Here is a 23187-nt window from a genome sequence, read left to right as displayed (position 1 = left end):
GAAGCCCTGTCCCTCCCCGGAGGGGCAGGGCTTCAGTCGTCAGATGGCGACGAAATGGCGACGGCACCCAGCGCCTGGATGGCCCGCCCGGATCGCAGGTGCGGGAACCAGGACACCAGCTTGGCCCGCTCCCCCGGGTATAGGGACGCCAGCGATCGCAGCCAGCGCTCCTCCAGGGCATCCAGGATCTGATTCACCATCGCCGGCGTCACGTGGTCGTAGACGCGAGCGATGCCCTTCATCTTCTGTCCCAGCCGCGCCCGCCGCGCGACCTCCGGGATCCCGTCCTCGGTCAGCCACGTGGCATGCGTGTGACGCCCCTCGTGGAACGTGAACGTCGGCAGGATCGGCGGACGCCGCTCCCCCGCCCCGGACTCATCCAGATCGACCCCGTCCCACGCCGGCCGCCAGAACCGGATCCGGAAGTTCGACCGCCGCCAGGGATGCCCCTCCGGGGTGGACAGCACGAACGGATCCCGATGGCTGTCCATCAGCTCCTCATACAGCACCGCGATCCCTGGCGGCAACGCCACGAACCGAGTCCCCGCAGGGGTTTTCGTCCGCCCCTTCTTCGGCCGGGAATTCCCGCGCCGCGTTGGCGGACGCTGACGGCCATCCGAGTGATGATCATCACCCTTCCGGCCTCCTTTGTAGACCTTCCCACCGATCTCCTTCAGCGGCGACCGGATCTCGATGCCACGGCGCTCGGAGTCGTACTCGTGCCGCTGCTGCCCGACAAGTTCACCCCAACGGGCTCCCGTGTAGACATCCATCAAGCACAGCACAAACCCGGACATCCCCAGTCCCAGTTCGTAGAGCCGCATCGCGGCCCTCAGAGCCTGGGCAGGCGTGGCCACGAGGCGCTCCGCGTCGAACTCGCCGTTGGTCACCCGGACGCCGTTGCACGGGTTGGCCGGAATCATCCGGGCCCGGACGGCGCCATTGAGGATCGTCGAGAAGAGCGCGAAATACGACGACACCGATGACTCAGCGAACTCGTCGTGCAGCTCCGAGAGCCACCGCTCGATCTCGACGTAACCGTTGAAGATCGCGATCAGCGGCCATGCTCGCCACTGTGGGAGCAGCTGGTTGTCGAGGAACGAGCGGTACTTCGCGACCGTGTTCAGCTCCAGCCGGGGCGACACCGCCTCGAGCCACTCCTCGGCGAAGTCCTCGAACTTCGTCTCGCCATCGCGCGGGTCCAGCCACAGGTTCCGCCGGATCAGCGCCTCCTGCTCCAAGCCCCAGTCCTTGGCGGCCTTCTCCGTGGGAAATCCCGACTTGCTCCCCCACGTCCCATCAGGACGTTTGTACCGGGCACGCCATTCGCGTGTCCCGGGCGCTTCTTGACCGTAGGCCATCTTGACTCCTCTTCTCTGTTACTCCGTCCGCATCACGCGGCGCGGAAGTCCTGGGCAAGGTCCTCAACGCACACCCGCCGCCGTGGCGGCTTCACCGGAGTGGCACCGAGCCTCACGATCTCGGCGACATCGCTCCGAGTGAAGCGGTAGTGCTTCCCGAACCGGCGGTGCGGCAGCACGCCGGCGGCAGCCTGGTCCTTCAAGGTCCTGGGCGACAGCTGCAGCAACTCCCCCACCTCTTCCGCGGTCAGCAGCACGTTCGGGTCCTCCGGCGGCGCCGGCGCGGTCGCACGGACAGCAGCCGCGAGCTCTCGTACCGCGGCAGCAACTGCACAGTCGTGGGCGTCGTCCTGGACGCATTCGGTTTCCATCACGTACTCCTCCGTTTTCTCGTTTACTTTCAGAGGCGGGCTCAGGGAAGTGTTCGCCACAGCACATGGCCATCCATGTCCACGAACTCACCAGCAGTCAATAGAAATTCCAAAGAAACTCAAAGAACCTCGTCAACGCAGATACCGCCACAGCCAGACGATTTCGGGGACGCTACTATTCAACCGACCCCGAAAGTGAAACCGCCAACGAGAAGGGCAGACGCAGATGGCCAGGAAGGTCACCATCGAGATATCCGACGACACGGACGGCAGCCGCGCCGACCAAACCGTCCCCTTCGGACTCGACGGCGTTTCGTATGAGATCGACCTCTCCAACGCAAACGCCAACACCTTGCGCGCAGCACTGACTCCGTTCGTGTCAGCGGCCCGACGCACCGGCGGACGTCGCATCAAGGTCGCCGTCGGCCAGACAACCGACGACACGAAGTCTGAACCCCGGCCGATCGACGAATACACGGCAGCTCACGATATTCGTTCGTGGGCCCGCGACCGCGGTTACGAAGTAAGCAGTCGAGGACGAATCCCAGAGTCAATCGTCGCCGCGTACGCTGCATCTCGCGATACCGATGACACGAAGTCCGCCCGGAAACCTCGCACTCGACCAAAGTCCACACAGGGATCGAAACGCAGCAAATGAAGTAACACAGAGCTAGAACCAACTATCTCCTCCAAGATGGGGCGGTCCAGTGCCGCGGGTAGCGCCACCCACGCCTCTAACTCCGGCACTCTGCCCTCCAGGAGACAAGGTGTAGCCGAGTTTGCTGAAGGCCTTCAATCCGTCTTCGACGACTTCTACTGGGAATTCGTCTCATCCAGAGGCCCGCCGCCCATAAACGCACGCACTCAAGTTCGCCGCCGACCTACAGGTCGAGTTATCGAGACCACGCCTGCTTGGCACGAGCGTGCTGGGCCATCACGCGTGCGCCGGACATGCGCATCTGGGCGAATGGCTCGCTCACCCCGTAGGCGGCGGCGATCTGGGCATTGGTCCTGTCGTCGAACGCGGCGCGCTTCGCGGCCTCATCCGGGATCAGCAGCTGCCCCGAGAGGAACTTGGCCTCCTTCTCTTTCACGAGATCGAAGCGCCGGCAGCCGTCCTCGGTCGTCAACACCTCGGTGAACGCGTGCTCGAGCAGATGATGCGCCAGCTCGTGAGCCAGGCTGGCACGTCGACGCGCCTCGGAGTGTGCCGTGTTCTCGATGATAATCCGGCTGCTTCCGACGGGAATGATGGCGGCTGACCAGATCTTCGAGCGCACGGACGTGTAGTGCCGGATCGCGGCGTCGGCGCGGGCACAATCGCCGAGCTCGTCGATCGGGTACACGCGGATACCGTGCTCCTCGGCGAGCAGGTACGGATCCAAGGACGCGAGTCGGGACAGCCCGAGCTCCGCTCGCTCTTCCGCGGCGACCTTCCGCATCTCTGCCTGTGTCCACCGCGCGCACATGACTCAGTCCGCCTTCGCCTGCCGGTCGGCGTTGAAGCGGCGCACCGCCGAGCCGATCAGCTGCTCCAAGTGCTCGACGTCCTCCGGCTGCAGGTCCGGACGAGCCCGCAGCAAGGGCGCCAGCTCGGCCACCAAGTCAGGCGGCTCCGAGGTGCGCCTCTCCAGCTCAGCGTCATCGATCATGAACTTCTCGGCCGGCACGTCGAGCCACCGCACCATCGCGGCGAACGCGTCGACGTCCGGATTCTTCCCGTTCGCCAGCCTCGACATCGTCGACGGGCTGACATCGAGCAGCTTGGCCAGCTGACGCCACGACAACTCCCGGGCCTCCCGGGCCGCGTCCAGCGCCCCATGTAGAGCGATCACATCGATGCTCGCGTTGGCCACTCAGGCTCCTATTCCTGCTGATCGGCTTCGTCTGTCGTTCATTGTTCGACAAGTCGAGCACTCATGCTACCCTTTGATCACCAGTGTTCGACATGTCGAACACTGCGTGACTATAGGTACACCTAACCCTCGAAGGTGTGCGCCAGGCCCCAACGCAAGGAGAACGTCATGTCCACGACCAGTGAGCGTCATGCTCCCGGCCACCACGATCGGCCCCCGATCCGGATCTCCGTCACCGTCAATGACGACCGGGTGATCCTCTCCGAGCACCAGCTCAGCGGCGCGCAGATCAAGGCCGCAGCGGTCAAGCAGGGCGCTGACCTGCAGATCGGCTTCCAGCTGTCGGTCAAGCGCGGTCACCGCTTCCACGTCGTCGACGACGACGAGGTGATCACGGTCCACGAGCACGACGAGTTCGTCGCCGTCGCCGCGGACGACAACTCGTGACGACCCTGACCACCGAGGTCGAGGCCGCCGTCGTGGCCGTCCGGGCCCACTTCGCCGGGAAACCGGTCGAGGTCGTCCCGGACGGCGCCGGCGGCACCACCCTCGTCGTCGATGACGTCGACCTCGGCGACCACTACACGCCTCGCACCAGCTGGCTCGGCTTCCACATCAGCTCGGCCTATCCCCAAGCCGACGTCTACCCGCACTACATCGCGCGGGTCAGCCGCGTGGACGGCCAGGCCCATGGCCAAGCTGTCCAGCCGGTCGACTGGAACGGCCGGGCGGCCCTGCAGCTTTCGCGCCGCTCCCCCACCGCCAAGCCGCGCCTCGACAACGCTGCGCTCAAGGCCGAGAAGGTGATCTCGTGGTTCACCAAGGCGTGAATCCGCCCGCGCCGGGTTGGAGCCTCACCGCTCCACCCCGGCTCTGGGCAGACCTCACCCAGCACCTGTTCCGCGACGACGGTGACGAGCACGGCGCCGTCATCCTCGCCGGGCATGCGACGGCCCCCGCGGGCACCGCCTGCTCGCCCGCGAGCTCCTGCTCGCCGAAGACGGCGTCGACTACGTCGCGGGCACCACCGGCTACTGTGCCCTCCGGCCCGAGTTCGTGCGGGACGCGGCCTTGCGCGCCCGTAGCGAGCAGCTCGCGTACCTCGCGGTTCACAACCACTTCGGCACCACGTCAGTCAGCTTCTCCCCCATCGACTTCGAGAGCCACGAACGCGGCTATCCCGCCTTGCGCAAGATCACCAAACAAGTCGTCGGCGGCCTGGTGTTCACCCCCCAGGCTGCAGCCGGAGATCTGTGGCTTCCCGCCGGCACCCGCGCCACGCTCGCCGAGGTCCTCATCCCGGGCGGAAACCTCGTCCGCCTCACCCCTGCGCCCGGCCCTGCCGAGATCAGCGACGCCCGACACGACCGCCAGGCCCGCTTGTTCGGTGACCGGGGGCAGCAGGCGTTCACGCGGATGCGGGTCGCCGTCGTCGGTCTCGGCGGCGTCGGCTCGATCGTCACCGAGCTACTCGCACGGCTCGGCGTCGGGCAGCTCGTCCTCATCGACGCCGACACCGTCGCCGACACCAACCTGCCGCGACTCGTCGCCGCGGAACTGGATGACGTCGACGCGCGCAAGACAGAACTCGCCGTTCGCAACGCCCGCCGCGCCAACCCCGGCATCGACCTCACCGTGCTCGACGAGGACGTGCAGCACCCGAAGGCCCGGCAGGCCATCGCGACTTGCGACTGGATCTTCCTCGCGGCCGATACCAACGCCGCCCGGCACTGGGCCGACCGGACCGTCCACCAGTACCTGATCCCGGCCACCCAAGCCGGCGTGAAGATCCCCGTCGACGAGACCGGCGCGATCGGCCGGATCCACGTCGCGGTCCGCCAGTTGATCCCCGGCAACGGCTGCATGTGGTGCAATAAGTTGATCAACCCGACCGAGCTCGCTTTGGACATGCTGCCGGACCGCGTCCGCCAACAGGCGCGCTACGTCGACGATGTCCCCGCGCCCAGCGTCATCGCGCTCAACTGCGTCGCAGCGGGCGAAGCCGTCAATCACTTCATGCTCGCCGTCACCAACCTCCACAGCACCAACGAAGAACACTCTCTCCTACGATTCCCACGCAGCGGCCAGGACATAGCCCAGCAGGCACGACGCGACCCGAGCTGCCACACGTGCTCTCACCAAGGGATTCTGGGCCTGGGCGCCAGGGCGTAGCGGGCAGCTCGGTCTTAGTACTCGATCACCAGGCGCGCCGGGACACGGTTGGCCAAGACCTCTTCGAACGCGTCGTTGATCTCCTCCAGCTTCCGGGTCTCCGCCGTCACCGTCGTGCGGCCGGCCGCGTGCAGGGCGAACACCTCCGCCAGGTCCTTGCGGGTGCCCACGATCGAGCCGATCACCGAGATGCCCTTGATCACCGCCTCGAAGATCGGAATTGGCAGGACCCCTCCCGCCGGGATGCCGACGCACACCAGCCGGCCACCGCGTCGCAGGGAGCCCAGCGCCTGCTCGAACGCGCTCGGCGCCGCCGCCAGCACGATCGCGACGTCGGCGCCGCCCCGGGCCTGGATGGCTGCCACCGGGTCCTCGGACTTCGCGTTGACCACCTCGTCGGCGTCGAGCTCGCGTGCCAGGTTCAGCTTCGCCGGCTCGATGTCGACCGCCGTGACGAAACCGCCGGCGATGCGCGCGTACTGGATCGCGAGGTGCCCGAGACCACCGACGCCGAAGACCGCGACGCGGTCCGCCGGGCGGACGTTCCCGACCTTGACTGCCTTGTACGTGGTCACGCCCGCGCACGTCAGCGGCGAAGCCTCGAGTGGTGAGACACCCTCGGGCACCGGCACCGCGTAATGCGCGTCGGCGACGGCGAATTCCGCGTAGCCGCCGTCGATCGAGTAGCCCGTGTTCTGCTGCGACTCGCACAGCGTTTCCCAGCCGGAGACGCAGAACCCGCACTCACCACAGGCCGAGCCGAGCCACGGCAGCGCGACCCGCTGCCCGATCCGGCTCTCGGGCACGCCCACGCCGACCCGCTCGACGATCCCGACGCCCTCGTGGCCCGGGATCAGCGGCAGCGACGGCTTGACCGGCCAATCGCCACGGGCAGCGTGGATGTCCGTGTGGCAGATCCCGCAGGTCTCCAGCCGCACCAGCAGCTGACGCGGGGCGGGTTCCGGGATCGGCACCTCCCGCAGTTCCAGCGGGGACGAGAAATCGGTCACGACGGCTGCCTTCATGATCACTCCTTCGAGGACGGTGGGATCGAGGATCCCGGCCGCCTCGGCACATCGGCTGCGGTCACCGGTCACGAGCCGGCGGGACTTTGGTCACCCCGCCGGGGACGGCTCACGTGGAGCCATTCTTATTTCCACCGGGCCAGGCGGAAACGGTCCAGCACGAAGACCGCGCAGCGGTAGGCCAGCCACAGGAGGAACCCTACGGCCGCCCAGCCGCCTGCCGCGATCGCAGTCGCGTCGACGGCCGCCGCGAGCGGGGTGAGGGGGCGCTCGGCCGGAGCTCCCGTGGCGTCCAGCCAGACCGGCACCTCGTTGCCCGCCACCGTTCCCGCCGGGGCGTCCACGTCGCCGGTGTGCCGCCGGCCGTTTCGTGTCACCCAGGTCGCCCTCGCCGGCCCGGGCTCCCCCGCCGTGCCGCTGCGGCCGACCGTGCCGGGCGAGGGACCGTCTGCCAGCAGCACCGCCGTCGTCGCGTAGCGGGACGCGGTCTGCTCGACCGAACGGGCGGATTCGACCACGTGGATGCCGGCTCCGAGCAGGATCGCCCCCGCCGCCGCGGCCAGCGACAGCAGGAGAAGCAGGAGCAGCAAGGCGACCTGGATCCGGTCCGATGGCCGGGCCACGGTGTTGCGTCTCGGCAGCAGCGTGTGCCGCAGTCTGGTGAAGAGAATGGACATCGCTCTCGCCTTCCCTGGTCGCCCCGGGCGTGGGGTGCATCCAGGATCGGCGATGCGGGCGACCGCGCTGGAGAGCACTGGGTACCGCGGGTGCGAGGCACTCGGTCCCCAGGGTTCACGGCTTGCGCAGAACCCCTTCCACCGCCCGGCGCGGTCCTGCCGGGTCGACGTCGGTGCTGTAGCCGACCCGCATGAGAACCTGCGGGAACCCGCTCAGCACCAGGTCCACGCACAGCGCTGACCGGACCGGTTCGAGGTGCAACGGCTGCGTGAGCACCGCTGCCGCCAGACGAGGTCGACCGCGGTCAGCCAGGCCCGTTCCATCGCGTACCCAGCCCGGATGTGATCGAGGCGCGTGTCGTCGGCGGTGACGAAGACGAACAGGGACTCCGTGGCCAGCCGCGCCTCGACGTCGGCGAGGTCGGGGACCTCGGTGGCGCTGCGGACGAGGCCCGCCCACGGGACCGAACCCGCGGACAAGCGGCTCGCGGGCAGTCCCACGCCGTGCCGATGGGCTTGCTCGCCGCGGATCGTTGATGACGCCGTCGATCTTGTCGGCGTCGAACGTGAAACCGCTGCCACCGCCGGCCGGCGCGGACATGTTGACCTCGTTACCCTCCCGATCCATCCCCTTCGCGTCCGCGCCGATTCTCCGCCGACGGCGCCGCGGTGTCCGAGGTTCCCCCGAAAAGCGTGCTCAGGCGAGCGCGCTCAGGGCGTTGCGCAGCCGCTCGCCGATCACCTGGGGCGTGCCGGGGGTGAACACGACGAGCGAGTCACCGCGGCCGGGGCGTTCCTCCATCAGCCAGCGGCCCTCGGAGGTGTCGATGAAGTTGACCGGCCGCGGACACCGCTGCCGCCGGGTGCCGGGTCCGCGCCGGCCTGCCACGTACAACGTGCCCGCTCCGGTCCTCGGCAACCCGATGATCCGCTTCATCTCCTGGAGCGGTGACAGCGGTTCGTGGCGCCCTGGCGGCTTCTGCATGACGGACCGCCGACCGTCATCGGCCGTGGCCGCCCGGCCGCTCTCGAACTCGCTCTTGCTGGTGACCAGCGGCGAGCCGGCGGCCGCGTGGGCCACCGGGATCATGTCGAGGAACGTCGGCAGCACCCGGTCGGCCCGCTGCCGCTGCAGCACCACGGTGTCTTCGCCGCTGACCCGGATCAGCGCGAAGCCCCCGCCGTTGCCGCTGCCCGAAAACGCGGAGAACTTCGCGGGGCTCCCGTCTTCGAATTCCCCGTCGAACCAGCCGTAGTACTCCACCTGCGGTTGTGAGATCGACTCGAGCAGGCCGAGCAGGTCGCGGTCCATGCCCCGCGGCCCCATCAGGCCCGCTTGGACCAGCACCGCGTCGACCTGCTGGTCGAGCGTGCGCTCGGCTGTCTCGTCCTGGAACACCGGCAGGTCGGAGAAGGTCTGGTGGGCTTCCCCGCCGCGGCGCTTGATCAGGTTGAGCAGTGCCGGGATGGCGAATCGGGTCGGCTGGTCGAGCACGTGTGATCCCCTGTGGTCATTCGCCGATGACCGGCGGAGCGGTCAGCGCGTCCGAGCCGAAGAGCTCGTTGGGGTCCTCGGCGATCAGGTATTTGCTGGTGTGCTCCTCGTCTTCGGCGCCCTTTCCGCCCTTGCCGGCGCCCTGCCCCACGCCGCCCATCCCGCCGGCGCCGGTCGCACCGGCCCGGACGCCCGTCGCGCCACCGGCGCCCCGGGGCCCGCCACCGGTCCCGGGCTCGCCGACTCCGGAGAGGGCGCCCGCGCCCGGGCCGAACCGGCCCGCGAACCCGCCGGCGTCAGCACTGCCGGCACTGCCGCCGCCCGGACCGAAGCCACCGCTGCCGGCGGCGCCGAACCCGCCACCGACAGGGCCGAACCCGCTCGCGGTGGGGTCCGGCGCGAGGTAGCCGGCCGCACTCGTCCCGTCGCCGAACCGGCCCGGCCCGGAACCGGGGAAGTCCGGTGCGGGGTGGCTCCCGCCCGGCGGCGTGCTGCCCGGCGGTGGGTAGCCCGGCGGGGTGGCGTCGAACCGCGGCGGCTCGGGCGTGGGCCGGGTGAACGAACCGGTGCCCGCGCCACCGTTCCCGAAGGAGCCACCGCCGCCACCACCACCAGCAGCGCCGCCGAAGCTTCCACCGCCCCCGCCACCGAAGTGCCCGCCCCCGCCGGGATCGGAGATGTTGTTGCCCTCCCAGGCCTGGTACTGCGGCATACCGCCGGCGTTCTGCGCACTCGCCTGGTAGTAGGCGGCGAACGCGGCGACGTTCGTCCTGCCCTGCTCGTTGTACCGGTCGATTTGGGCGTCCTTGTCGCTGAACGGGTTGATCCCGTCCACGAAGCCCGCGGAGGGCGGCTCCTTCGCGATCTCCTGCACCTTGCCCTTGACGGTGTGGAACGACTCCGCCTGGTTGTTCAGGTAGGTGTGGCTCTGCTGCAGGTTGTTCGCGGAGGAGTCGAGCCAGATGCCCAGCGGGTGGGCGCCGGCCTGTGCGGCCGACGCACCGTTGCCCTGCCAGGCGGCGTCCATCGTCTTGTTGAGGGCGTCGATCTGCTTGGCGCGGGCGGCATGCACGTCCTGGAGGGCCTTGGCCGCCGCGGAGCCCTCGTCGAGCGAGTTGGTGTTGCCCGGGCTGATCTGTTCCCAGATCGCGCGGGCGTCGATCGACTGACCACCGACGTTCGCCTCGGCGTGCCGGGCCTCCGGCCCCCCGCTGAACAGCCCGACGAGACCGCCCACCACCGCGCCGGCCACGGTCCCCACCACGGGCACGACCGACCCGGCCACGGCCCCGGCGGCGGCGCCCTTGAGTCCCTTGCCGACAGAGTTGGCTGCATTCCCCACGGTGTCCCACCCTCCTCAAGCGCTCGGTGCCACGGCTCTCAAGCCGCTCCCTTGAGATGCTGGATCATCGCTTCGGCGACCCTCTGGGCCACCACACAGGGCGTGGCCCTGTTCTTCCCCTCGCCGAGCTGGGCGGTGACGACGACGACGAGCTGATCACTCACGCCGACCCAGAGCGGGCAGTCGCCGTCGGAGCGCAAGTCCGAGACGTTGGTCGAAACGGCTGGGTAGCCCGCGATCGTGAGCGGCTCGAAATAGGCGCTGCTTGCCTTCTGTGCGTAGATGTCGGAGAGCCCGTTCTTGTTCGCTGTGAACGGGCTTACTTCCGCCGAGTTGAGGGGCGAGGCGGTCGATTTCCACCGGCACTCCGGTCCGGTGGGGCCCTGCTCCGCCGAGCCGGGTTTCACCATGCCGATGTCGTCCTGCTGCGCGGCCGACAGCGCGCTGCAGGGGTCGGCGAGGATGCCGTCGGCGTCGAGGGGGGCGGGCACCTTGGGAGCGCCGTTGTCGGCGGCTTCGCCGGTCGGTACGGGTGAGGCCGAGCCGCTGGTGGTCCCGGAGCCCGTCTTGCCGGTGCACGCGGTGAGCAGTGCGAGGGCGGCGAAGGCGCCTGCGGCGAACCGAGTGATCTTGAAGATGCGCACTAGAGAACCGGTTTCTGGCTGTTGACCGCATCGGTTGCGAGTTGCTCGCCCTGCTGGATCTTGCCCGACGCTTCCTCGAGTGCGTGGATGTAGTTCAGCACGTAGTTCTTCATCCACTTGTGCTGATCGAGGAGTGTGTCGCCGGAGTGCTTGGCGCCGGAGTCGACAAAGTGCCGGCTGGCGAACTCCGAACCCGGCGGGTCGACCCGGGCGATCTTCTGCGCGTGGCTGATGTCCTTCTGGAGTTCCTCGTAGAGGTCCTGCCACTGCTTGAGCACCGCGTCGACCTGGTCGGGCTCGAACTTGTAGCCGCCGGGACTACCTCCGCTGCCGACCTGGATCGGCGCCGGCGGTGGTACGTCGCTCATCAGCCCCCCTGCGTTGCGTTTCCGCTGCCTGTTTCGACGAGGTCGGTCAGGATCTTAACGCAGTCCACCCGATTCATTGGGCCGAAAAAGATGACAATTTACGGGCACGGATTCCCCCGATCGGGTTATTTCCGGCGAGAAATGAAACAAGCGGGGCGTCCCGGTGTGGGACGCCCTGCCTGTGGAACAGCCGGATCTTGCTGTCGCCGTCTTACTGCGCGACGGCCTTGACCTCGAGCCGCACGTCGACCTTGACGTCCGGGTGCAGCCGGGCACCGACCGAGTGCTTGCCCACGGTCTTGATGTGGTCGCGCAGCTCGATGACGCGCTTGTCGAGCAGCGGGCCACCGGCCGCCTTGATCGCGTCGACGATCTCGACCGCGGTGATCGAGCCGAACAGCTTCTTCGAGCCCTCGGCCGCCTTGCCGGTGAGCTGGATGGCGCCGAGGCCCTCGAAACACGACCTCGCCGACGAGCTCGGGTTCGACCCAGCGGCCCCGGGCGACGTCCGCGCGGGGCGGCGCGACCGCGAACGGATGCGTTCGTAGTTCCAGCGGCTCGAGGCGGCCCTGCAGGCGAGCACGGTCGACCTCACTGAACCCGGTGCCGACATCACCGATGTAAACGAGTTCGCCGGCAGCGGCGCCCGCTGCCACCGAACTGAGCGCGATGAAGATCGCGACGGCGGCGCGCAGCTGCCCGACCTGCGGGGCCTGGCACGTCTGGATCGGCGGCGCACTCTGCAGCAGATGCGCCGAACGGCGCAGCGCGCATCCGGTAGGAGACTGCCGAGGTTGCGGCCGGCACCAGCCGCTACGCCATGGCCAGTGCCCGTGGTGCACGCTGCAGGAACGCCTGAAAATGGCCGAGCGCGGCCTCGGTGAACAGCTGTGGCTGCACCATCAGCAACCCGTCGGACCGCTTCCCGCCGACGACGTCCCTCCGCCGCTCACCTCACCTGCACCACTTCCGGGGCAGCTGTTGCTGGAGCTGCCTGGCCTGACGCGGGATTGGACGCGCGTCGATCTCGGAGCACTTCCGCAGTTGCGGGGAACGGCACCGGCGCTCGAGCAGGCGCTGATCGAGCAGGCGAGGGCTCACCGCTGGCCGACCCAGACTCGACAGTACTTCCGGCATGTGCTGAGAATCGCCACGTTCCATTTCGGACTGAATGTTCCTGTGCCGGAGGCGGATCTACGTGCGATCGCAGCCTGCCACGGCCGTGCCAGTCCGCGGCGTCTCTTTCCATTGCTGGCCGAACACGGCATGCTCGCCCCGGCCACCGCAGCGGCTATACCGGACGGACACGAGCGCTGGGTGCACGCAAGCCTGGCGAACCTGCCCGAGAGTGTGCGAGGCGACGTAGGCGTATGGATCGCAGCGCTGCGCGGACAAGGCCGCCGACCCTCTGTCGCGGTTGCCTGGTCCACTGTGGCCACCTACCTCAACTTCGCCGAGCCCGCCGTCCACGAGTGGGCTACGCGCTAGGCTCCTTGCGCGCGGTCGTGCGCCAAGACGTCGAGGACGCCGTGCGCAAGCACCGCGGAAAGTCGTCGACGAACGTGAGCAGCGCCCTGCGGTCACTCTTTCGCAGCCTGAAGCGCGAGCGGTGCATTTTCACCGACCCCGCCCAAGCCGTCACTGCACGCCAGCCGCAACGACTCCCGCGGCCGCTGCCACTCAACCAGCTGCGTGGCGTACTCGACCGGCTCGCCGACCCGCGCGCCCGGCTGATCACCGCGCTCGTCGCAGTGCACGCACTGGGTACTGGATGTACGTCGTCGCAGCACCACTCGCGATCCCGATGGCGTTCAAGTTGTGGCAGCCCGCACCCCCGGACAAGTCGCCCGCGGACAACCACCTTCCCAAACTGCCGTGGGCACAGTTGGCCGCACCATGCCTGGTCACCATTTTCGGTGGCATCGTCTTCTACGCCCTGATCGTCGAGCTGCCTTACGTGCTGACTGAGGTGGGAGTCTCGTCTACGGGCACGATCGGGCTCGTCTCCGTGATCATGTCCTTGGGCACCGCAGTGGGTGCGATCGTGTTCGGCCCCCTGGCCGGGGAGACTCCTCGAGTTCTGCTGCCCTTCGAGTTCGGGCTTTCAGCCGCCGGGTTCCTGGTCGTGTTCGCCTCGGCATCACCGGTGGTCATCACCATCGGCGCGGTGCTCACCGGGTTCGGCACGGGGATGCTGCTGCCCACCCTGGTGACCTGGGCGGTGAAGCGGCTCGCGTTCGAGCAGCGGGGCCGGGGCACCGGCCTGTGGACCAGCACCCTGTTCCTCGGCGAGTTCGCGTCCCCCCTCGTTCTGTCTGCTATCAGCACGGGCGCCGGTGGAATTCGAGGCGCGCTTGCGGTCCTCGGCCTCGCCACCGCGATCATGGCTGGATTGACTGCGGTCGTGGTGCGCCGGAACAATCGGCCGCTGCACGTCATCGAGTCTCCCCATGCAGAATCCTGACCGCACCAAGCTGGCCGGATCCGCCGCACCCCGTGCCACCGTGGCGCGGAGTGGTCGGGGAACAGTGTGGTGTCGCAGGCGCTCCGGCGCCCTGGCGGTTCGAGAACGCACCCGGCGGCGGGGCGCCAGCTCACTTTGAGTAGCGTGGGCCGTCTGGACCCAGGGACACTCGATCGGACCGTCGTCGAGCACCTCGGTGGTCCGGAGCTGTTTGCTGCCGCTCGTGCTCGCGGCGATGCCGGTCACCAGTTTCGCACCGTCGTCGAGTTGCACTGTGTCGTCCCGAACGAAGATCGTTCCGGTGCCAGCAACGGCGGGAGGAGGTTTGCCACGTTGAGCGTGCCGAGGTCCTCCGCTGCGTCGGTGCTTGACGTCGAATGCGAGATTGGCCGTCGTCATGACCGCAGGATTGGCATCCCGATGCTGACCGGGCCGCCGTCGCGGGCACGGGTGATCGTGCGGTCGAGGTCGGTGAGCTTGGTGGCGGCGGCATGCAGGCTGACGGCGAGGCCGTCGACCTCGCCGAGCCAGCCGTTCATCCGGGCTTCGGTGATGCGGTCGGCGGGGTTGCGCGCAATCTCGGCAAGCCGCTCGCGCTGGCGCGGATCGACGCGCAGGACGGGGCAACGGATGCACCGTTGACTGAACTAACTCCGTGGTTTAGGCAGGTCGAGGCGGCCCGGCTGGGACTGCATCGCTACGTTGCCCGCCGTGATCAACTCGGAGAAGAACGCTCGCGATCTTGCGAGTCTGGTGGTGCCGTGCACCGGTCGTCTGGTGTCGACCCGCGACGGTACGGAGCCGTACCGTCTGCTGGACGCCGATGGCGGTGTGGTCGAGCCGGTGGCCGTGTTCCTGCGGGAACTGTTGGCGGCCGGGCGGTCGGCGGCGACGCTGCGCTCGTATGGCATGGACTTGTTGCGGTGGTGGCGATTCCTGCACGCGGTGAATGTCGGCTGGCATCGGGCGTCCCGGATGGAAGCCCGCGATTTCAGCTGCTGGATCCAGGTGACGGCAAAGCAGCGACGCCTGGTCAGCGGCCGCGGCAACGCCGGGGCGCCGAACCCGGTCACCGGCAAGCCCGGGTTGGGAGATCGGTACGCGCCAGCGACGGTGGCACACAGCGAAACGGTGCTGCGTGGCTTTTACGACTTCCACCGGGACGCGGGCACCGGCCCGATTTTGAACCCGTTTCCGCTCGATCCTGCCCGGCGGTCCCGGCGAGCGCATGCGCACCACAACCCGATGGACGGGTGGGCGCGCGAGCGAGTGGGACGTTACCGGCCGAAGGTTCCGCACCGGGTTCCCAGGGCAATTCCCGATCCGCGGTTCAACCAGCCGTTTGCCGCGTTGCCGTCCAACCGGGATCGGGCGCTGGTGGCGTTCTGGATCTCGACCGGGGTGCGCGCGTCGGAGCTGCTGGGAGTTCGGCAGTGCGACATCGATCCGGGCCAGCAGCTGATCACGGTGGTGCGCAAGGGAACACGGGCCGCGCAGCAGGTCCCCGCATCGGCGGACGCGTTCGTGTGGTTGCGCTTGTATCAGGAGGAAATACATGGCCAGGTCCCGCGAGGCCGGACTCAGCCGGCGTGGTGGACGCTGCGCCGGCCACGACGGCCGCTGAACTACCACGCAGCGCACCGGATGTTCGAGCGGGCGAACGCCGTACTCGGGTCGGACTGGACATTGCACGACCTGCGACACAGCGCGGCGGCGAGAATGGCCCGCGACCCGCAGCTGACGCTCAGCGACGTGCAACTCGTCATGGGCCACGCACACCTGTCCACCACGGAGATCTACCTGACTCCCAACAAGGACGAGGTGATCGCCGGAATCCTGGCCCATCACGCCCGCACCGCAGAGCAGCGGGACAAGCCGACGCCTCCGCCGCCCGCGCCCGGCTACGACCCGCAGGCGTTGAACGTGCTGTTCGGGAGGACGTTGTGACCTCCACGGTCAAGCACAGCACGCGCAAGCCGCTGCCCGCAGTCGCCTCGGTTGCCGCCGAGCAGCGATTGCGAAACCGTCAGCTGCGCACCGAATTTCCACCACGCTCAGCCGAGGAATGGTGGCCGCATACTGCGGCGACGGCCGAGCAGGTGCAGCAGCGGTTGATCGCCGCGCCGTTCGCTGCCGCGGCAAACGGCACCCAGGCTGGGCGACGGCGCGGGGTGACCAAGCTGCTGCGCTGGCTGTCGACGTTTCCCGGGGACACCTGGCAGGACCGCTGGCTGGCCAGCGGCGCCGAGGAGCATCCGGGCGCACGCTGGGTCACCCCGCCGTTGGACTGGCTGGCAGCGCACGGCGGGGCGGCGTCCTACGACTCGACAGACCTGCCGTCCGGCCTGCTGATGCTGATCTGCGGCGACGTCATCCGCCCCGGTCTGCCGTGGATGCTCACCCGCACCCATCGGTATCTGGCGTCGGTGATGGCGCAGGTCCGGGATCCGGCCGGGTTCGCGAGGCTGGCAGAGCTGGCCGCCGCCGAACCGGCCAGCTCCCAGTGCGACGCCAAGATCGCGGCGACCCGGATCGCCACACTGATGGCCTGCAAGGGCGGCGCCATCACCGACATCACCGTCGGCGACTGCGTCGAGCTGGTGGAAACGATGCGGCGCGTCCACACCCGCGGCGGGCAGAAGAAAGTCGACTTCTACCTGCGGTTGCGCGCCCTCGGCGTTTTCCCCGGAGATGCGCCGCACAGCATCCGCGCGTTCGGCCTGGCCGGCGGACGGCTGACGATCGAGCAGCTGGTCGACCGATATCGCATCCAATGCCGACCGATCCGGGACCTGCTCGTAGACTACCTGCGGGAACGTCAGCCCTCGCTGGACTTCACCAGCCTGGACGCCGTCTCGCGGACACTGGCCGGGCTGTTCTGGGCCCGCGTCGAGGCCCTCGCTCCCGGCATCGACACCCTCCGGCTCCCGCCAGACGTTGTCCGCGCCTGGAAGGACGAGCTGAGCACCGTCAAACGCACCACGACCAACGCCGCCGGCGAGCGCATCGAGGTGTCGAGCCCTCGTCTCAACGCCAAGGACGAGCTGATGCGTGTCCGAGCGCTCTATCTCGACATCGCCCACTGGGCCGTTGAGGATCCCACCCGTTGGGCGCATTGGGTCGCACCCTGCCCGATCAGCGGTGCCGAAGTCCAGAAGGCCAAGGAACGCAGGCACCGCAAGGCGCGCATGGACCAGCGCACCCGCGAGCGTCTGCCCGTCCTGCCCGTCCTGGTGCATACCGCCAACGACCGGCACCTGGCTGCTGTCCGCCTTCTCGCCGCCGCGCAGGGGACCGCGCCAGGAGCGGTGATCGACGGCACCGATGGTGCACTGCGAAAAGCTGTGGCGCCCAACGCGATTGGGCGGATTGTTTGGGCCGAGGACATCGCGACAGGCAAACGACGCAACCTGTCCTACGAAGAAGAGGAAGCGTTCTGGGCGTTCGCCACCGTCGAGGTTCTGCGTTTGACTGGCATCCGCTGCGAGGAACTACTCGAACTGTCCCACCACAGCATCACCGAATATCGGCTGCCCACCACCGGTGAGCTGGTGCCGCTGCTGCAGATCGCCCCGTCCAAGACCGACACCGAACGACTGCTGCTGGTCAGCCCCGAGTTGGCCGACGTCCTCAGCGCCATCGTCCAGCGATTGCGCACTCCCAACGGAACTGTCCCGCTGATCGCCTCCTACGACATCCGAGAGAAGATCTGGCACCCGCCGATGCCGCTGCTGTTCCAGCGGGCCATCGGCAACGAGCGCCGCGCGATCACCCCGTCGGCCATCCGCAAACTTCTCATCAACGCCCTCGCCGCGACCGAGCTCACCGACGCCCATGGCGACCCTTTGATGTTCCAGGCCCACGATTTCCGAAGAATCTTTGTCACAGACGCTATCATGAACGGGCTGCCGCCGCACATCGCGCAGGTAATCTGCGGACACAAGACCATCGACACGACGATGGGTTACAAAGCCGTCTATCCCGCTGAAGCAATTGAGGCACATCGCGCCTTCATTAGCCGTCGTCGCGCCACCAGGCCCAGCGAAGAATACCGCACTCCAACCGACGCGGAATGGGACGCGTTCCTCGCGCACTTCGAGAAACGAAAAAGTATCGGTTGGGACCTGCGCGAGAGCATTCGGATCGCCCTGCGTCCATGAACATGCTTGTGTGAGATGCTCGCTCCTGCGACCGGACCCCGCCCAACGCGCCAGGCTCGACGAGATCCGCGACAACCTCGAGGCCCGCATCATCGAGGCGAAACGCGAAGGATGGCTCGGCGAAGTCGAGGGACTCCAGGTCAGCTATAGCGGTGTCAAGGACAAGCTCGCCCAGATCGACGCCACGTTCCAACGACGGCAGGCAACAGCGACCGAACTCGGCATGCCCTCGTTCGGTTCCATCTCCGGAAGGACCACTTCCGATGAGAGGTAGGTTCAGAGAAGTGATGTGCTCCGGGCCTGATGCAGGGCTCATCGTCTGCCGCCGAGCCCGGGCGGGTTCGAAGGGTTGATCGTACCGTCGATCCAATCAGTCGAACTGCGTTCAGGCGTTGAGGGTGTAGCGAACTTCGGTGCGGGCGACGGAGAAGCCGGCCCGCTCGTATGGGCCGTTTGATCCTGTCGGGCTGTCGGCGTCGACTTCGATGCTCGCCCGGTCGAAGCCGTCGTCTCGCGCCGAACGTAACGCGTGGCTGATCAGCGCGCTTGCCACGCCTCGCCGGCGGTATGCGCGGCGGGTTCCGATCCTCAAGAGGTGCGCGTCACGGACGCCAGTCGCCGCGGTGTCCGCGTCCCAGGAGTAGGTCAGCAACATGCCGGCAGCCGTGCCGCTGCCCTCGTCCCGCAGCAGGAAGCTGAGGTCCGGGCGAAAGGCAGGCCAGCCGAGAAACGCACGCCACTGCGTCAGCGGCATCGGGACTCCTCCCCATCGGTCGAGCGCTGACTCGTTGCTGACGGCGAAGAACTCGGCGTCGTTGTTGACGGAGTAGCGCTCCACGACGAGACCGTCCGGCGTCGGCAGGTCGACAACGGCGGCTCCGAGTGGGTGCTGCATGTGCGAGTACCAGCGGACGGGCGTCATGCCAGCGGCTTGGTAGCAGGCGCGCGCGCTGTCATTGCACGCGTTGTTCTGGGCGTCGATGGCAAGCGGCAAGCCGGGATGATGGATCGCATGGAGCGCCTTCGCGCTCGCGATCCCAGCAGCCAGCAGCTCCGCACCGAGCCCCCGGCGCCGATACTCCGGATGCACGCCGCCGCTGACGGTCACTCGGTGCACGTCCTCGACGAGCAGCTTGTGCGCCGCCGAGGAGTAGCCGACCATCCGGTCGCCATCAAAGACGCCGACCGTACCTCGCTCGAGGTCGAGCAAAGGGGCGTTGATCTGGTCGGCGGCGTCCTCCTCAGAGTAGAACTCGCCGAAGACGTCAAGGACCTCGATCGCGTTGAGCAGCTCGGCCAAGACGGCTGCATCCCCTGGACTGATCGGACGGCGGATCAGATTTGCGAGACCAACAGTCATGAGCCGACCCTAAGCACCTCATGACCCTGATGTCATCCGGGTTTCTGTCGCCCGCCGCCTGCGCACCTCAATCAGTTAGTGCAGATAAGCAGGCGTGCTCGTGTTGGCACAGGGTCCCGTACGGGCGACCGCAGGTGCCGAGCTCGAGATTGCGGGTGTGGAAATGCTGCTGGAACTCCGTCCACTCCTCCTCGGTCGGCGAGCGGTACTCCTCAGCCGGGCGGATCGCTCGGCGCTGGGTGAGGAACGCCCAGTAGGTGCGGACCAGGTCGTCCTGGAACACCGCGACGTAGGCCTGGGTGATGTCGAGCGAGGCATGGCTCCGCGTTCGAGCTGTCGCACCTGGGTCATGCACTTATACTTGAAACCTTGTCACTGATGTCAATGTCAAGGTTGAACGAGGCACGGCACGAGGTGAGTCACACATGCGCATCGGAGAGCTCTCAACTCTGACGGACACCCCGGCGCGATCACTGCGCTACTACGAGGCACAAGGGCTGATCGAACCCCGACGCATGCCCAACGGTTACCGCACCTACGACGATTATCTGGTCGAGCGAGTGCTCCAGATCCGCGGCCTGATCGACAGCGGCATCCCGACCCGGATCATCAAGCAGATGCTGCCGTGCCTGGGCAAACCGCACACGATCGTCGTCGAGGACGCCGAACCCGAGCTGCTGGAACTCCTCGCGCGGGAACGCGACCGGATGACCGACCGCATCGACTGCCTCACCCGCAACCGCGACGCCATCAGCAGCTACATGGAAGCTGTCAGCGAGGCAACCGCGGCCAATCGAGCCGGCAGTTCTCCCCGCTGAGAGTGGGCACGTCACTTCGCCGTCTGAGCCAGCTCGTCGCCGAGGACCATGCGCAAGGCTGTGCGAGTGAGGATCGTGTCGTAGGTCGGCTCCAGCTGAGCGGCCACGTAGAACGCCGATCGGGCAAGGTGGCTCGCCAGCAGGCGTGACGCCCGGACGCCATCGCGAGCGCGGCACGCCTCCAGGATCTCCCGGTGCTCGGCGTCCGCCCGTGCCAATGAATGCTGGTCGCCCTGCATGACGAAGCGCCGGACGCGCTCCGCCCAGTCCGCGTCGATCGCCATTCGAGCTCGGGCGCCTTCTTGCACGTGTGACACCAGCATCTGGTGGAACCGGCGGTGCGGGCCTTCGAATTCGTCACGATCGCGTCGTTCGATCGCTTCTCCCATGTCGACCAGCGTCCGGTCGAGCTCGTCGAATTCCGCTGTGCTCAACAGTGACGCGGTGACTCGGATTGCCGCCGCCTCGATCGAAATCCGGTAGGCGTAGGTGCAGTCCAGTTTGTCGAGATCGAACGCCGCGATGGTGATGCGCTTGTTGAGCTCCGCCTTGACCAGGCCCTCTTGCTGGAGCATGCGCAGAGCTTCGCGCAACGGGGTCCGGCCGGCGTCGGTCAGCCGCGACAGCTCGGCCTGGGTCACTTTGCTCCCGGGTTCGAGCGTGCAGTCGAGGATCATGCTCCTCAACCTCGCGTGGACCTGGATGACGTCATCGCCGGCACGGCGGGGAGCAGCACCTATTCGGGAAGTGTCGTCCATCTCGCTCCTCGTCTCACGGCTGGCGGATCGCCGAACCCGTCATCTGCATCCACTTGGCCGAGCGCCAACCGAGACTCGGAGGTCTTTGCCGGGTGAGTCCCATAATCTTACCGTGCGACTCCCGGCACGCTCAGTCAAGGCAACACAAAGTGGATATTTTCGCGTCGACATACGGCACCTCTTCCACCGCTGGCCCACTCACTTCCCCGTCCACTGAGGGGGACGCTTCTCAAGGAAGGCGCGCACACCTTCTTCCCGGTCCTCGCTGAGGTACGGATTGGGTCCCACGTTGAGCCGCAGCGCAGCCGGAACGGATAGTTCCCAACCTTTTGTGGCCATCTCCTTGTAGCGGCGGAGAGCCAGAGGCGCGTTTGCGACGAGGCGGCGCACGAACAGTTCCGTCTCCTCGGCGAGACGCTCGGCCGGATGGACGGCATTCACCAGGCCCCATCGCAGAGCCTCGTCGGGAGGCATGAGGTCGCCGAGGTACAGCATCGTCAACGCGACGGAGCGCGGAACCAACCTCGGCAGCAGCACGGTTGCGAAGTTCGCACCCATGCCACGCTTCGCCTCGGGCATACCGATCGACGCGTGCTCGGCCGCGAGCCGGATGTCGCAGGCCAGGGCGAGCTCGAACCCGCCCGCCACGGCGGGACCGTTGAGCGAGGCGATCACCGGCTTGCCGATCTCGAGGACGAGCTCGAAGAGGTTCCTCTCCGTCCCCGTCATCGGCACCGGGAAGCGGCCGCCCTCCTGCGCGATGCGGTTGAGCTCCTTCAGATCCCCGCCCGCGCAGAACGCCCGGTCGCCGGCACCGGTCACGACGATGGCCCAGACCTCGTTGTCTTCCGCGGCCTCGGTGAAGACCTCACTCAGGCGGGCCACGACCGCCTGGCTCAACGCGTTACGGCTCTCGGGCCGGTTCAGCGTGATGTAAGCGACGCGGTCCCGGACGTCGAACAGGACCTCCTCGTCCAGGCTCGTCATGCCTTCACGCCTTTCGGGTCGGTGCCGCCGGCTGACTCCGGGAGCCGGTCTTGGTGAAGTCCCAGCCGGTCTCGCGCCGGGGAGGTGATGACGCCCTTCCAGGGGGCGGGAGCGCCTGCGTAGACGGCGGGCCCGAGGCGGAAGTGCTGTGCCTGCTCCAAAGTCTCGACGAAGGGCATGTCCATCGCATACAGGCGCTCACCGCGCGGCCGCGGGCCCGTCCGGGCGACGTGCGAATCGGTCGGGTGGCCGATGATCTGCTCGAGCAGCACCGCAGCCTCGATCAGCGCGTCGAGGTCGACCCCGGTGTCGATGCCGAGTTCTTCCAGCAGATCGACCAGGTCTTCCGTCGGCATCATGCCGGTCGCGCGGCCGTTGCCGCAGTAGGGGCATCCGCCGATTCCGCCGAGGGTCGTATCGAGCACCAGCTCGCAGCCCTCGCCGAGGGTTCTGAGCGCCGTGTAGGCGGAGATCGGTGCCGTTCCGCGCTGGTTGTGCAGGTGCAGGTGGAACCGGGTGATCTCGGGCCACGCGGAACGGATCGCCAGCAGCTGCTCCTCGACCGCGTCCGGCATGTTCCAGCCCATCGGGTCGCTGAGGATCACCTCCGTTACGCGGATGCCGGCGTCGGTCCACAGCTCGTACTGCCGTCCGAGCAGGTCCATGCGCTGGGACAGGTCGAACTTGCCCAGCCAGTTCGACCCCCAGGCGGCGTTGATCCCGATCCCCGCCTCGGTCTTCGCTGCAGCGACTGCCCGCGCCACCGTGTCAGCCCAGGCGTCGATCTCGTCGGCCTGAGAGCGGTTGGTGTTGCGGCGGACGAAGACGTCGCAGAGGTGGACGAACGTCCGCGGGACCCCGTCCGCGGGCGAGAGCGGCGGGGTGTGGGCGTGGGCACGCTCAGCGCCGGTCTTGTTCAGGATCAACGCCGAGTAGTCCACGCCCGGCTCGGGGACGAACCGGTCGAGCAGCTCGTCGATCTGCCTCATCTGCGGGGTCCACCGCGGGCTGACGAACGAGCCGACCACGATGTGCTTCAGGCCCGTGCGCGAAAGCGCTTCGAGCAGCCGAACCTTGTCGTCGACCGGGATGTCCGCGCTCTCGATCTGCATGCCCTCGCGCATCACCTCTTCGTTGATCCGCACCGTCGGGTAGCCGCCGTGCGAGCCGGTTTCCGTGTTGCCGCTCATACGCATTCCTTTGCCGAGCCAAGGTGACTCGCGACGTCATCGTCGAGGACCCCGCCGATACATTTGGATCCACTTACCGGAAGTCTAGGAGCCAGTCCGAGCACTGTCCAGAGATCATAAGCGGCACAATCAGGGCGAA

General features: G+C 67.7%; 27 protein-coding genes and 2 pseudogenes. 10 read left to right on the top strand and 19 right to left on the bottom strand.

Annotated elements, in window-relative coordinates; all coding sequences use genetic code 11:
- Positions 1 to 32: 32 nt before the first annotated feature.
- A complete protein-coding gene (locus tag ACGFMK_RS39225; protein ID WP_392774274.1) occupies positions 33 to 1241 on the bottom strand; it encodes a tyrosine-type recombinase/integrase in 1209 nt (402 codons plus the stop codon).
- A 152-nt stretch (positions 1242 to 1393) separates the two neighbouring features.
- Positions 1394 to 1732 carry a helix-turn-helix domain-containing protein gene (locus ACGFMK_RS39220; RefSeq protein ID WP_392774285.1) on the bottom strand — a complete coding sequence of 113 codons (339 nt, stop codon included), beginning with the start codon at positions 1730 to 1732 and terminating at the stop codon, positions 1394 to 1396.
- 226 nt (positions 1733 to 1958) lie between these two features.
- Here ACGFMK_RS39220 and ACGFMK_RS39215 point away from each other — a divergent pair, with 226 nt between their 5' ends.
- A complete protein-coding gene (locus ACGFMK_RS39215; protein ID WP_392774272.1) occupies positions 1959 to 2390 on the top strand; it encodes an Lsr2 family protein in 432 nt (143 codons plus the stop codon).
- Between the two features lie 235 nt (positions 2391 to 2625).
- Here the strand turns inward: ACGFMK_RS39215 and ACGFMK_RS39210 are convergent, their stop codons facing one another.
- Positions 2626 to 3174, bottom strand: a complete 549-nt coding sequence (locus ACGFMK_RS39210) for an ImmA/IrrE family metallo-endopeptidase (protein WP_392774270.1) — start codon at positions 3172 to 3174, stop codon at positions 2626 to 2628.
- Between the two features lie 30 nt (positions 3175 to 3204).
- The gene (locus tag ACGFMK_RS39205) at positions 3205 to 3588 is read right to left on the bottom strand and encodes a helix-turn-helix domain-containing protein (protein WP_392774268.1); all 384 of its coding nucleotides are present in this window, start codon (positions 3586 to 3588) and stop codon (positions 3205 to 3207) included.
- A gap of 168 nt (positions 3589 to 3756) precedes the next feature.
- Here ACGFMK_RS39205 and ACGFMK_RS39200 point away from each other — a divergent pair, with 168 nt between their 5' ends.
- The 3 genes from ACGFMK_RS39200 (at position 3757) to ACGFMK_RS39190 (ending at position 5760) form a co-directional block, all read left to right on the top strand.
- A complete protein-coding gene (locus tag ACGFMK_RS39200) occupies positions 3757 to 4035 on the top strand; it encodes a multiubiquitin domain-containing protein (protein WP_392774266.1) in 279 nt (92 codons plus the stop codon).
- A complete protein-coding gene (locus ACGFMK_RS39195) occupies positions 4032 to 4418 on the top strand; it encodes a hypothetical protein (protein ID WP_392774264.1) in 387 nt (128 codons plus the stop codon). Before ACGFMK_RS39200 ends, ACGFMK_RS39195 begins: the two co-directional genes overlap by 4 nt.
- 241 nt (positions 4419 to 4659) lie before the next feature.
- On the top strand, positions 4660 to 5760 hold the full coding sequence (locus ACGFMK_RS39190; protein ID WP_392774262.1) for a ThiF family adenylyltransferase: 1101 nt from the start codon (positions 4660 to 4662) through the stop codon (positions 5758 to 5760).
- Positions 5761 to 5774: 14 nt separating this feature from the next.
- Here the strand turns inward: ACGFMK_RS39190 and ACGFMK_RS39185 are convergent, their stop codons facing one another.
- From ACGFMK_RS39185 to ACGFMK_RS39145, 9 genes and pseudogenes are all read right to left on the bottom strand, one after another.
- A complete protein-coding gene (locus ACGFMK_RS39185; RefSeq protein WP_392774260.1) occupies positions 5775 to 6785 on the bottom strand; it encodes an alcohol dehydrogenase catalytic domain-containing protein in 1011 nt (336 codons plus the stop codon).
- 125 nt (positions 6786 to 6910) lie between these two features.
- Entirely contained in the window at positions 6911 to 7462 is a 552-nt protein-coding gene (locus ACGFMK_RS39180) for a hypothetical protein (RefSeq protein ID WP_392774258.1), read from the bottom strand.
- A 213-nt stretch (positions 7463 to 7675) separates the two neighbouring features.
- A complete protein-coding gene (locus ACGFMK_RS39175) occupies positions 7676 to 7963 on the bottom strand; it encodes a hypothetical protein (protein WP_392774257.1) in 288 nt (95 codons plus the stop codon).
- Positions 7964 to 8159: 196 nt separating this feature from the next.
- The gene (locus tag ACGFMK_RS39170) at positions 8160 to 8957 is read right to left on the bottom strand and encodes an ESX secretion-associated protein EspG (protein ID WP_392774256.1); all 798 of its coding nucleotides are present in this window, start codon (positions 8955 to 8957) and stop codon (positions 8160 to 8162) included.
- A gap of 16 nt (positions 8958 to 8973) precedes the next feature.
- Complete coding sequence (locus tag ACGFMK_RS39165; RefSeq protein WP_392774254.1) at positions 8974 to 10299, bottom strand: hypothetical protein; 1326 nt, start codon at positions 10297 to 10299, stop codon at positions 8974 to 8976.
- Positions 10300 to 10337: 38 nt separating this feature from the next.
- The gene (locus ACGFMK_RS39160) at positions 10338 to 10943 is read right to left on the bottom strand and encodes a DUF3558 domain-containing protein (RefSeq protein WP_392774252.1); all 606 of its coding nucleotides are present in this window, start codon (positions 10941 to 10943) and stop codon (positions 10338 to 10340) included.
- Positions 10943 to 11311: a hypothetical protein gene (locus tag ACGFMK_RS39155; protein ID WP_392774250.1), complete on the bottom strand. Its 369-nt coding sequence runs from the start codon at positions 11309 to 11311 to the stop codon at positions 10943 to 10945. Before ACGFMK_RS39155 ends, ACGFMK_RS39160 begins: the two co-directional genes overlap by 1 nt.
- Positions 11312 to 11522: 211 nt before the next feature.
- A pseudogene (locus tag ACGFMK_RS39150) lies at positions 11523 to 11768 on the bottom strand (50S ribosomal L9 C-terminal domain-containing protein); the annotation flags it as partial.
- 37 nt (positions 11769 to 11805) lie between these two features.
- A pseudogene (locus tag ACGFMK_RS39145) lies at positions 11806 to 11967 on the bottom strand (hypothetical protein); the annotation flags it as partial.
- A gap of 13 nt (positions 11968 to 11980) precedes the next feature.
- Here ACGFMK_RS39145 and ACGFMK_RS39140 point away from each other — a divergent pair.
- Both ACGFMK_RS39140 and ACGFMK_RS39135 read left to right on the top strand, forming a co-directional pair.
- Positions 11981 to 12799 (top strand): hypothetical protein, encoded by an 819-nt coding sequence (locus tag ACGFMK_RS39140; protein ID WP_392774248.1) that lies wholly within the window; start codon positions 11981 to 11983, stop codon positions 12797 to 12799.
- A gap of 283 nt (positions 12800 to 13082) precedes the next feature.
- Positions 13083 to 13775, top strand: a complete 693-nt coding sequence (locus ACGFMK_RS39135; protein WP_392774246.1) for an MFS transporter — start codon at positions 13083 to 13085, stop codon at positions 13773 to 13775.
- 395 nt (positions 13776 to 14170) lie between these two features.
- Here ACGFMK_RS39135 and ACGFMK_RS39130 read toward each other — a convergent pair whose 3' ends face one another.
- Positions 14171 to 14314: a hypothetical protein gene (locus ACGFMK_RS39130; protein WP_392774244.1), complete on the bottom strand. Its 144-nt coding sequence runs from the start codon at positions 14312 to 14314 to the stop codon at positions 14171 to 14173.
- A gap of 172 nt (positions 14315 to 14486) precedes the next feature.
- Here ACGFMK_RS39130 and ACGFMK_RS39125 point away from each other — a divergent pair, with 172 nt between their 5' ends.
- The 3 genes from ACGFMK_RS39125 to ACGFMK_RS39115 are packed head-to-tail and all read left to right on the top strand — an operon-like array spanning position 14487 to position 18209.
- Positions 14487 to 15722, top strand: a complete 1236-nt coding sequence (locus ACGFMK_RS39125; protein ID WP_392774242.1) for a tyrosine-type recombinase/integrase — start codon at positions 14487 to 14489, stop codon at positions 15720 to 15722.
- Positions 15719 to 17935, top strand: coding sequence for a tyrosine-type recombinase/integrase (locus tag ACGFMK_RS39120; protein WP_392774240.1), 2217 nt, complete (start codon positions 15719 to 15721; stop codon positions 17933 to 17935). Before ACGFMK_RS39125 ends, ACGFMK_RS39120 begins: the two co-directional genes overlap by 4 nt.
- A gap of 10 nt (positions 17936 to 17945) precedes the next feature.
- On the top strand, positions 17946 to 18209 hold the full coding sequence (locus tag ACGFMK_RS39115; protein WP_392774238.1) for a hypothetical protein: 264 nt from the start codon (positions 17946 to 17948) through the stop codon (positions 18207 to 18209).
- Between the two features lie 111 nt (positions 18210 to 18320).
- Here ACGFMK_RS39115 and ACGFMK_RS39110 read toward each other — a convergent pair whose 3' ends face one another.
- Positions 18321 to 19235, bottom strand: a complete 915-nt coding sequence (locus ACGFMK_RS39110) for a GNAT family N-acetyltransferase (protein ID WP_392774236.1) — start codon at positions 19233 to 19235, stop codon at positions 18321 to 18323.
- Between the two features lie 127 nt (positions 19236 to 19362).
- Positions 19363 to 19650 (bottom strand): hypothetical protein, encoded by a 288-nt coding sequence (locus ACGFMK_RS39105; protein WP_392774234.1) that lies wholly within the window; start codon positions 19648 to 19650, stop codon positions 19363 to 19365.
- Positions 19651 to 19720: 70 nt separating this feature from the next.
- Between ACGFMK_RS39105 and ACGFMK_RS39100 the strand changes: the two genes are divergently transcribed.
- Complete coding sequence (locus ACGFMK_RS39100) at positions 19721 to 20113, top strand: MerR family transcriptional regulator (protein WP_392774232.1); 393 nt, start codon at positions 19721 to 19723, stop codon at positions 20111 to 20113.
- Positions 20114 to 20124: 11 nt separating this feature from the next.
- On the opposite strand, the gene ACGFMK_RS39095 is transcribed toward ACGFMK_RS39100, so the two are convergent.
- The 3 genes from ACGFMK_RS39095 to ACGFMK_RS39085 all read right to left on the bottom strand — a co-directional run bounded on the left by ACGFMK_RS39095 (position 20125) and on the right by ACGFMK_RS39085 (position 23048).
- Positions 20125 to 20871 (bottom strand): GntR family transcriptional regulator, encoded by a 747-nt coding sequence (locus tag ACGFMK_RS39095; RefSeq protein ID WP_392774231.1) that lies wholly within the window; start codon positions 20869 to 20871, stop codon positions 20125 to 20127.
- Positions 20872 to 21069: 198 nt separating this feature from the next.
- The gene (locus ACGFMK_RS39090) at positions 21070 to 21858 is read right to left on the bottom strand and encodes an enoyl-CoA hydratase/isomerase family protein (protein ID WP_392774229.1); all 789 of its coding nucleotides are present in this window, start codon (positions 21856 to 21858) and stop codon (positions 21070 to 21072) included.
- The gene (locus ACGFMK_RS39085; RefSeq protein WP_392774227.1) at positions 21855 to 23048 is read right to left on the bottom strand and encodes a citramalate synthase; all 1194 of its coding nucleotides are present in this window, start codon (positions 23046 to 23048) and stop codon (positions 21855 to 21857) included. The genes ACGFMK_RS39090 and ACGFMK_RS39085 overlap by 4 nt, the downstream gene beginning before the upstream one ends.
- Between the last annotated feature and the right edge of the window lie 139 nt (positions 23049 to 23187).

It is taken from the genome of Amycolatopsis sp. NPDC049252 (assembly GCF_043197175.1).
Taxonomy (GTDB): Bacteria; Actinomycetota; Actinomycetes; order Mycobacteriales; family Pseudonocardiaceae; genus Amycolatopsis.
This window is presented reverse-complemented; position numbering and strand designations above follow the sequence as displayed.

Coding starts and splice junctions, on each gene's coding strand:
- ACGFMK_RS39090 (WP_392774229.1), bottom strand. CDS start 21,858: ATGACGAGCCTGGACGAGGAGGTCCTGTTCGACGTCCGGGACCGCGTC.
- ACGFMK_RS39100 (WP_392774232.1), top strand. CDS start 19,721: ATGCGCATCGGAGAGCTCTCAACTCTGACGGACACCCCGGCGCGATCA.
- ACGFMK_RS39155 (WP_392774250.1), bottom strand. CDS start 11,311: ATGAGCGACGTACCACCGCCGGCGCCGATCCAGGTCGGCAGCGGAGGT.
- ACGFMK_RS39130 (WP_392774244.1), bottom strand. CDS start 14,314: ATGAACGGCTGGCTCGGCGAGGTCGACGGCCTCGCCGTCAGCCTGCAT.
- ACGFMK_RS39085 (WP_392774227.1), bottom strand. CDS start 23,048: ATGAGCGGCAACACGGAAACCGGCTCGCACGGCGGCTACCCGACGGTG.
- ACGFMK_RS39095 (WP_392774231.1), bottom strand. CDS start 20,871: ATGGACGACACTTCCCGAATAGGTGCTGCTCCCCGCCGTGCCGGCGAT.
- ACGFMK_RS39180 (WP_392774258.1), bottom strand. CDS start 7,462: ATGTCCATTCTCTTCACCAGACTGCGGCACACGCTGCTGCCGAGACGC.
- ACGFMK_RS39220 (WP_392774285.1), bottom strand. CDS start 1,732: ATGGAAACCGAATGCGTCCAGGACGACGCCCACGACTGTGCAGTTGCT.
- ACGFMK_RS39135 (WP_392774246.1), top strand. CDS start 13,083: ATGTACGTCGTCGCAGCACCACTCGCGATCCCGATGGCGTTCAAGTTG.
- ACGFMK_RS39140 (WP_392774248.1), top strand. CDS start 11,981: ATGAAGATCGCGACGGCGGCGCGCAGCTGCCCGACCTGCGGGGCCTGG.
- ACGFMK_RS39185 (WP_392774260.1), bottom strand. CDS start 6,785: ATGAAGGCAGCCGTCGTGACCGATTTCTCGTCCCCGCTGGAACTGCGG.
- ACGFMK_RS39210 (WP_392774270.1), bottom strand. CDS start 3,174: ATGCGGAAGGTCGCCGCGGAAGAGCGAGCGGAGCTCGGGCTGTCCCGA.
- ACGFMK_RS39200 (WP_392774266.1), top strand. CDS start 3,757: ATGTCCACGACCAGTGAGCGTCATGCTCCCGGCCACCACGATCGGCCC.
- ACGFMK_RS39215 (WP_392774272.1), top strand. CDS start 1,959: ATGGCCAGGAAGGTCACCATCGAGATATCCGACGACACGGACGGCAGC.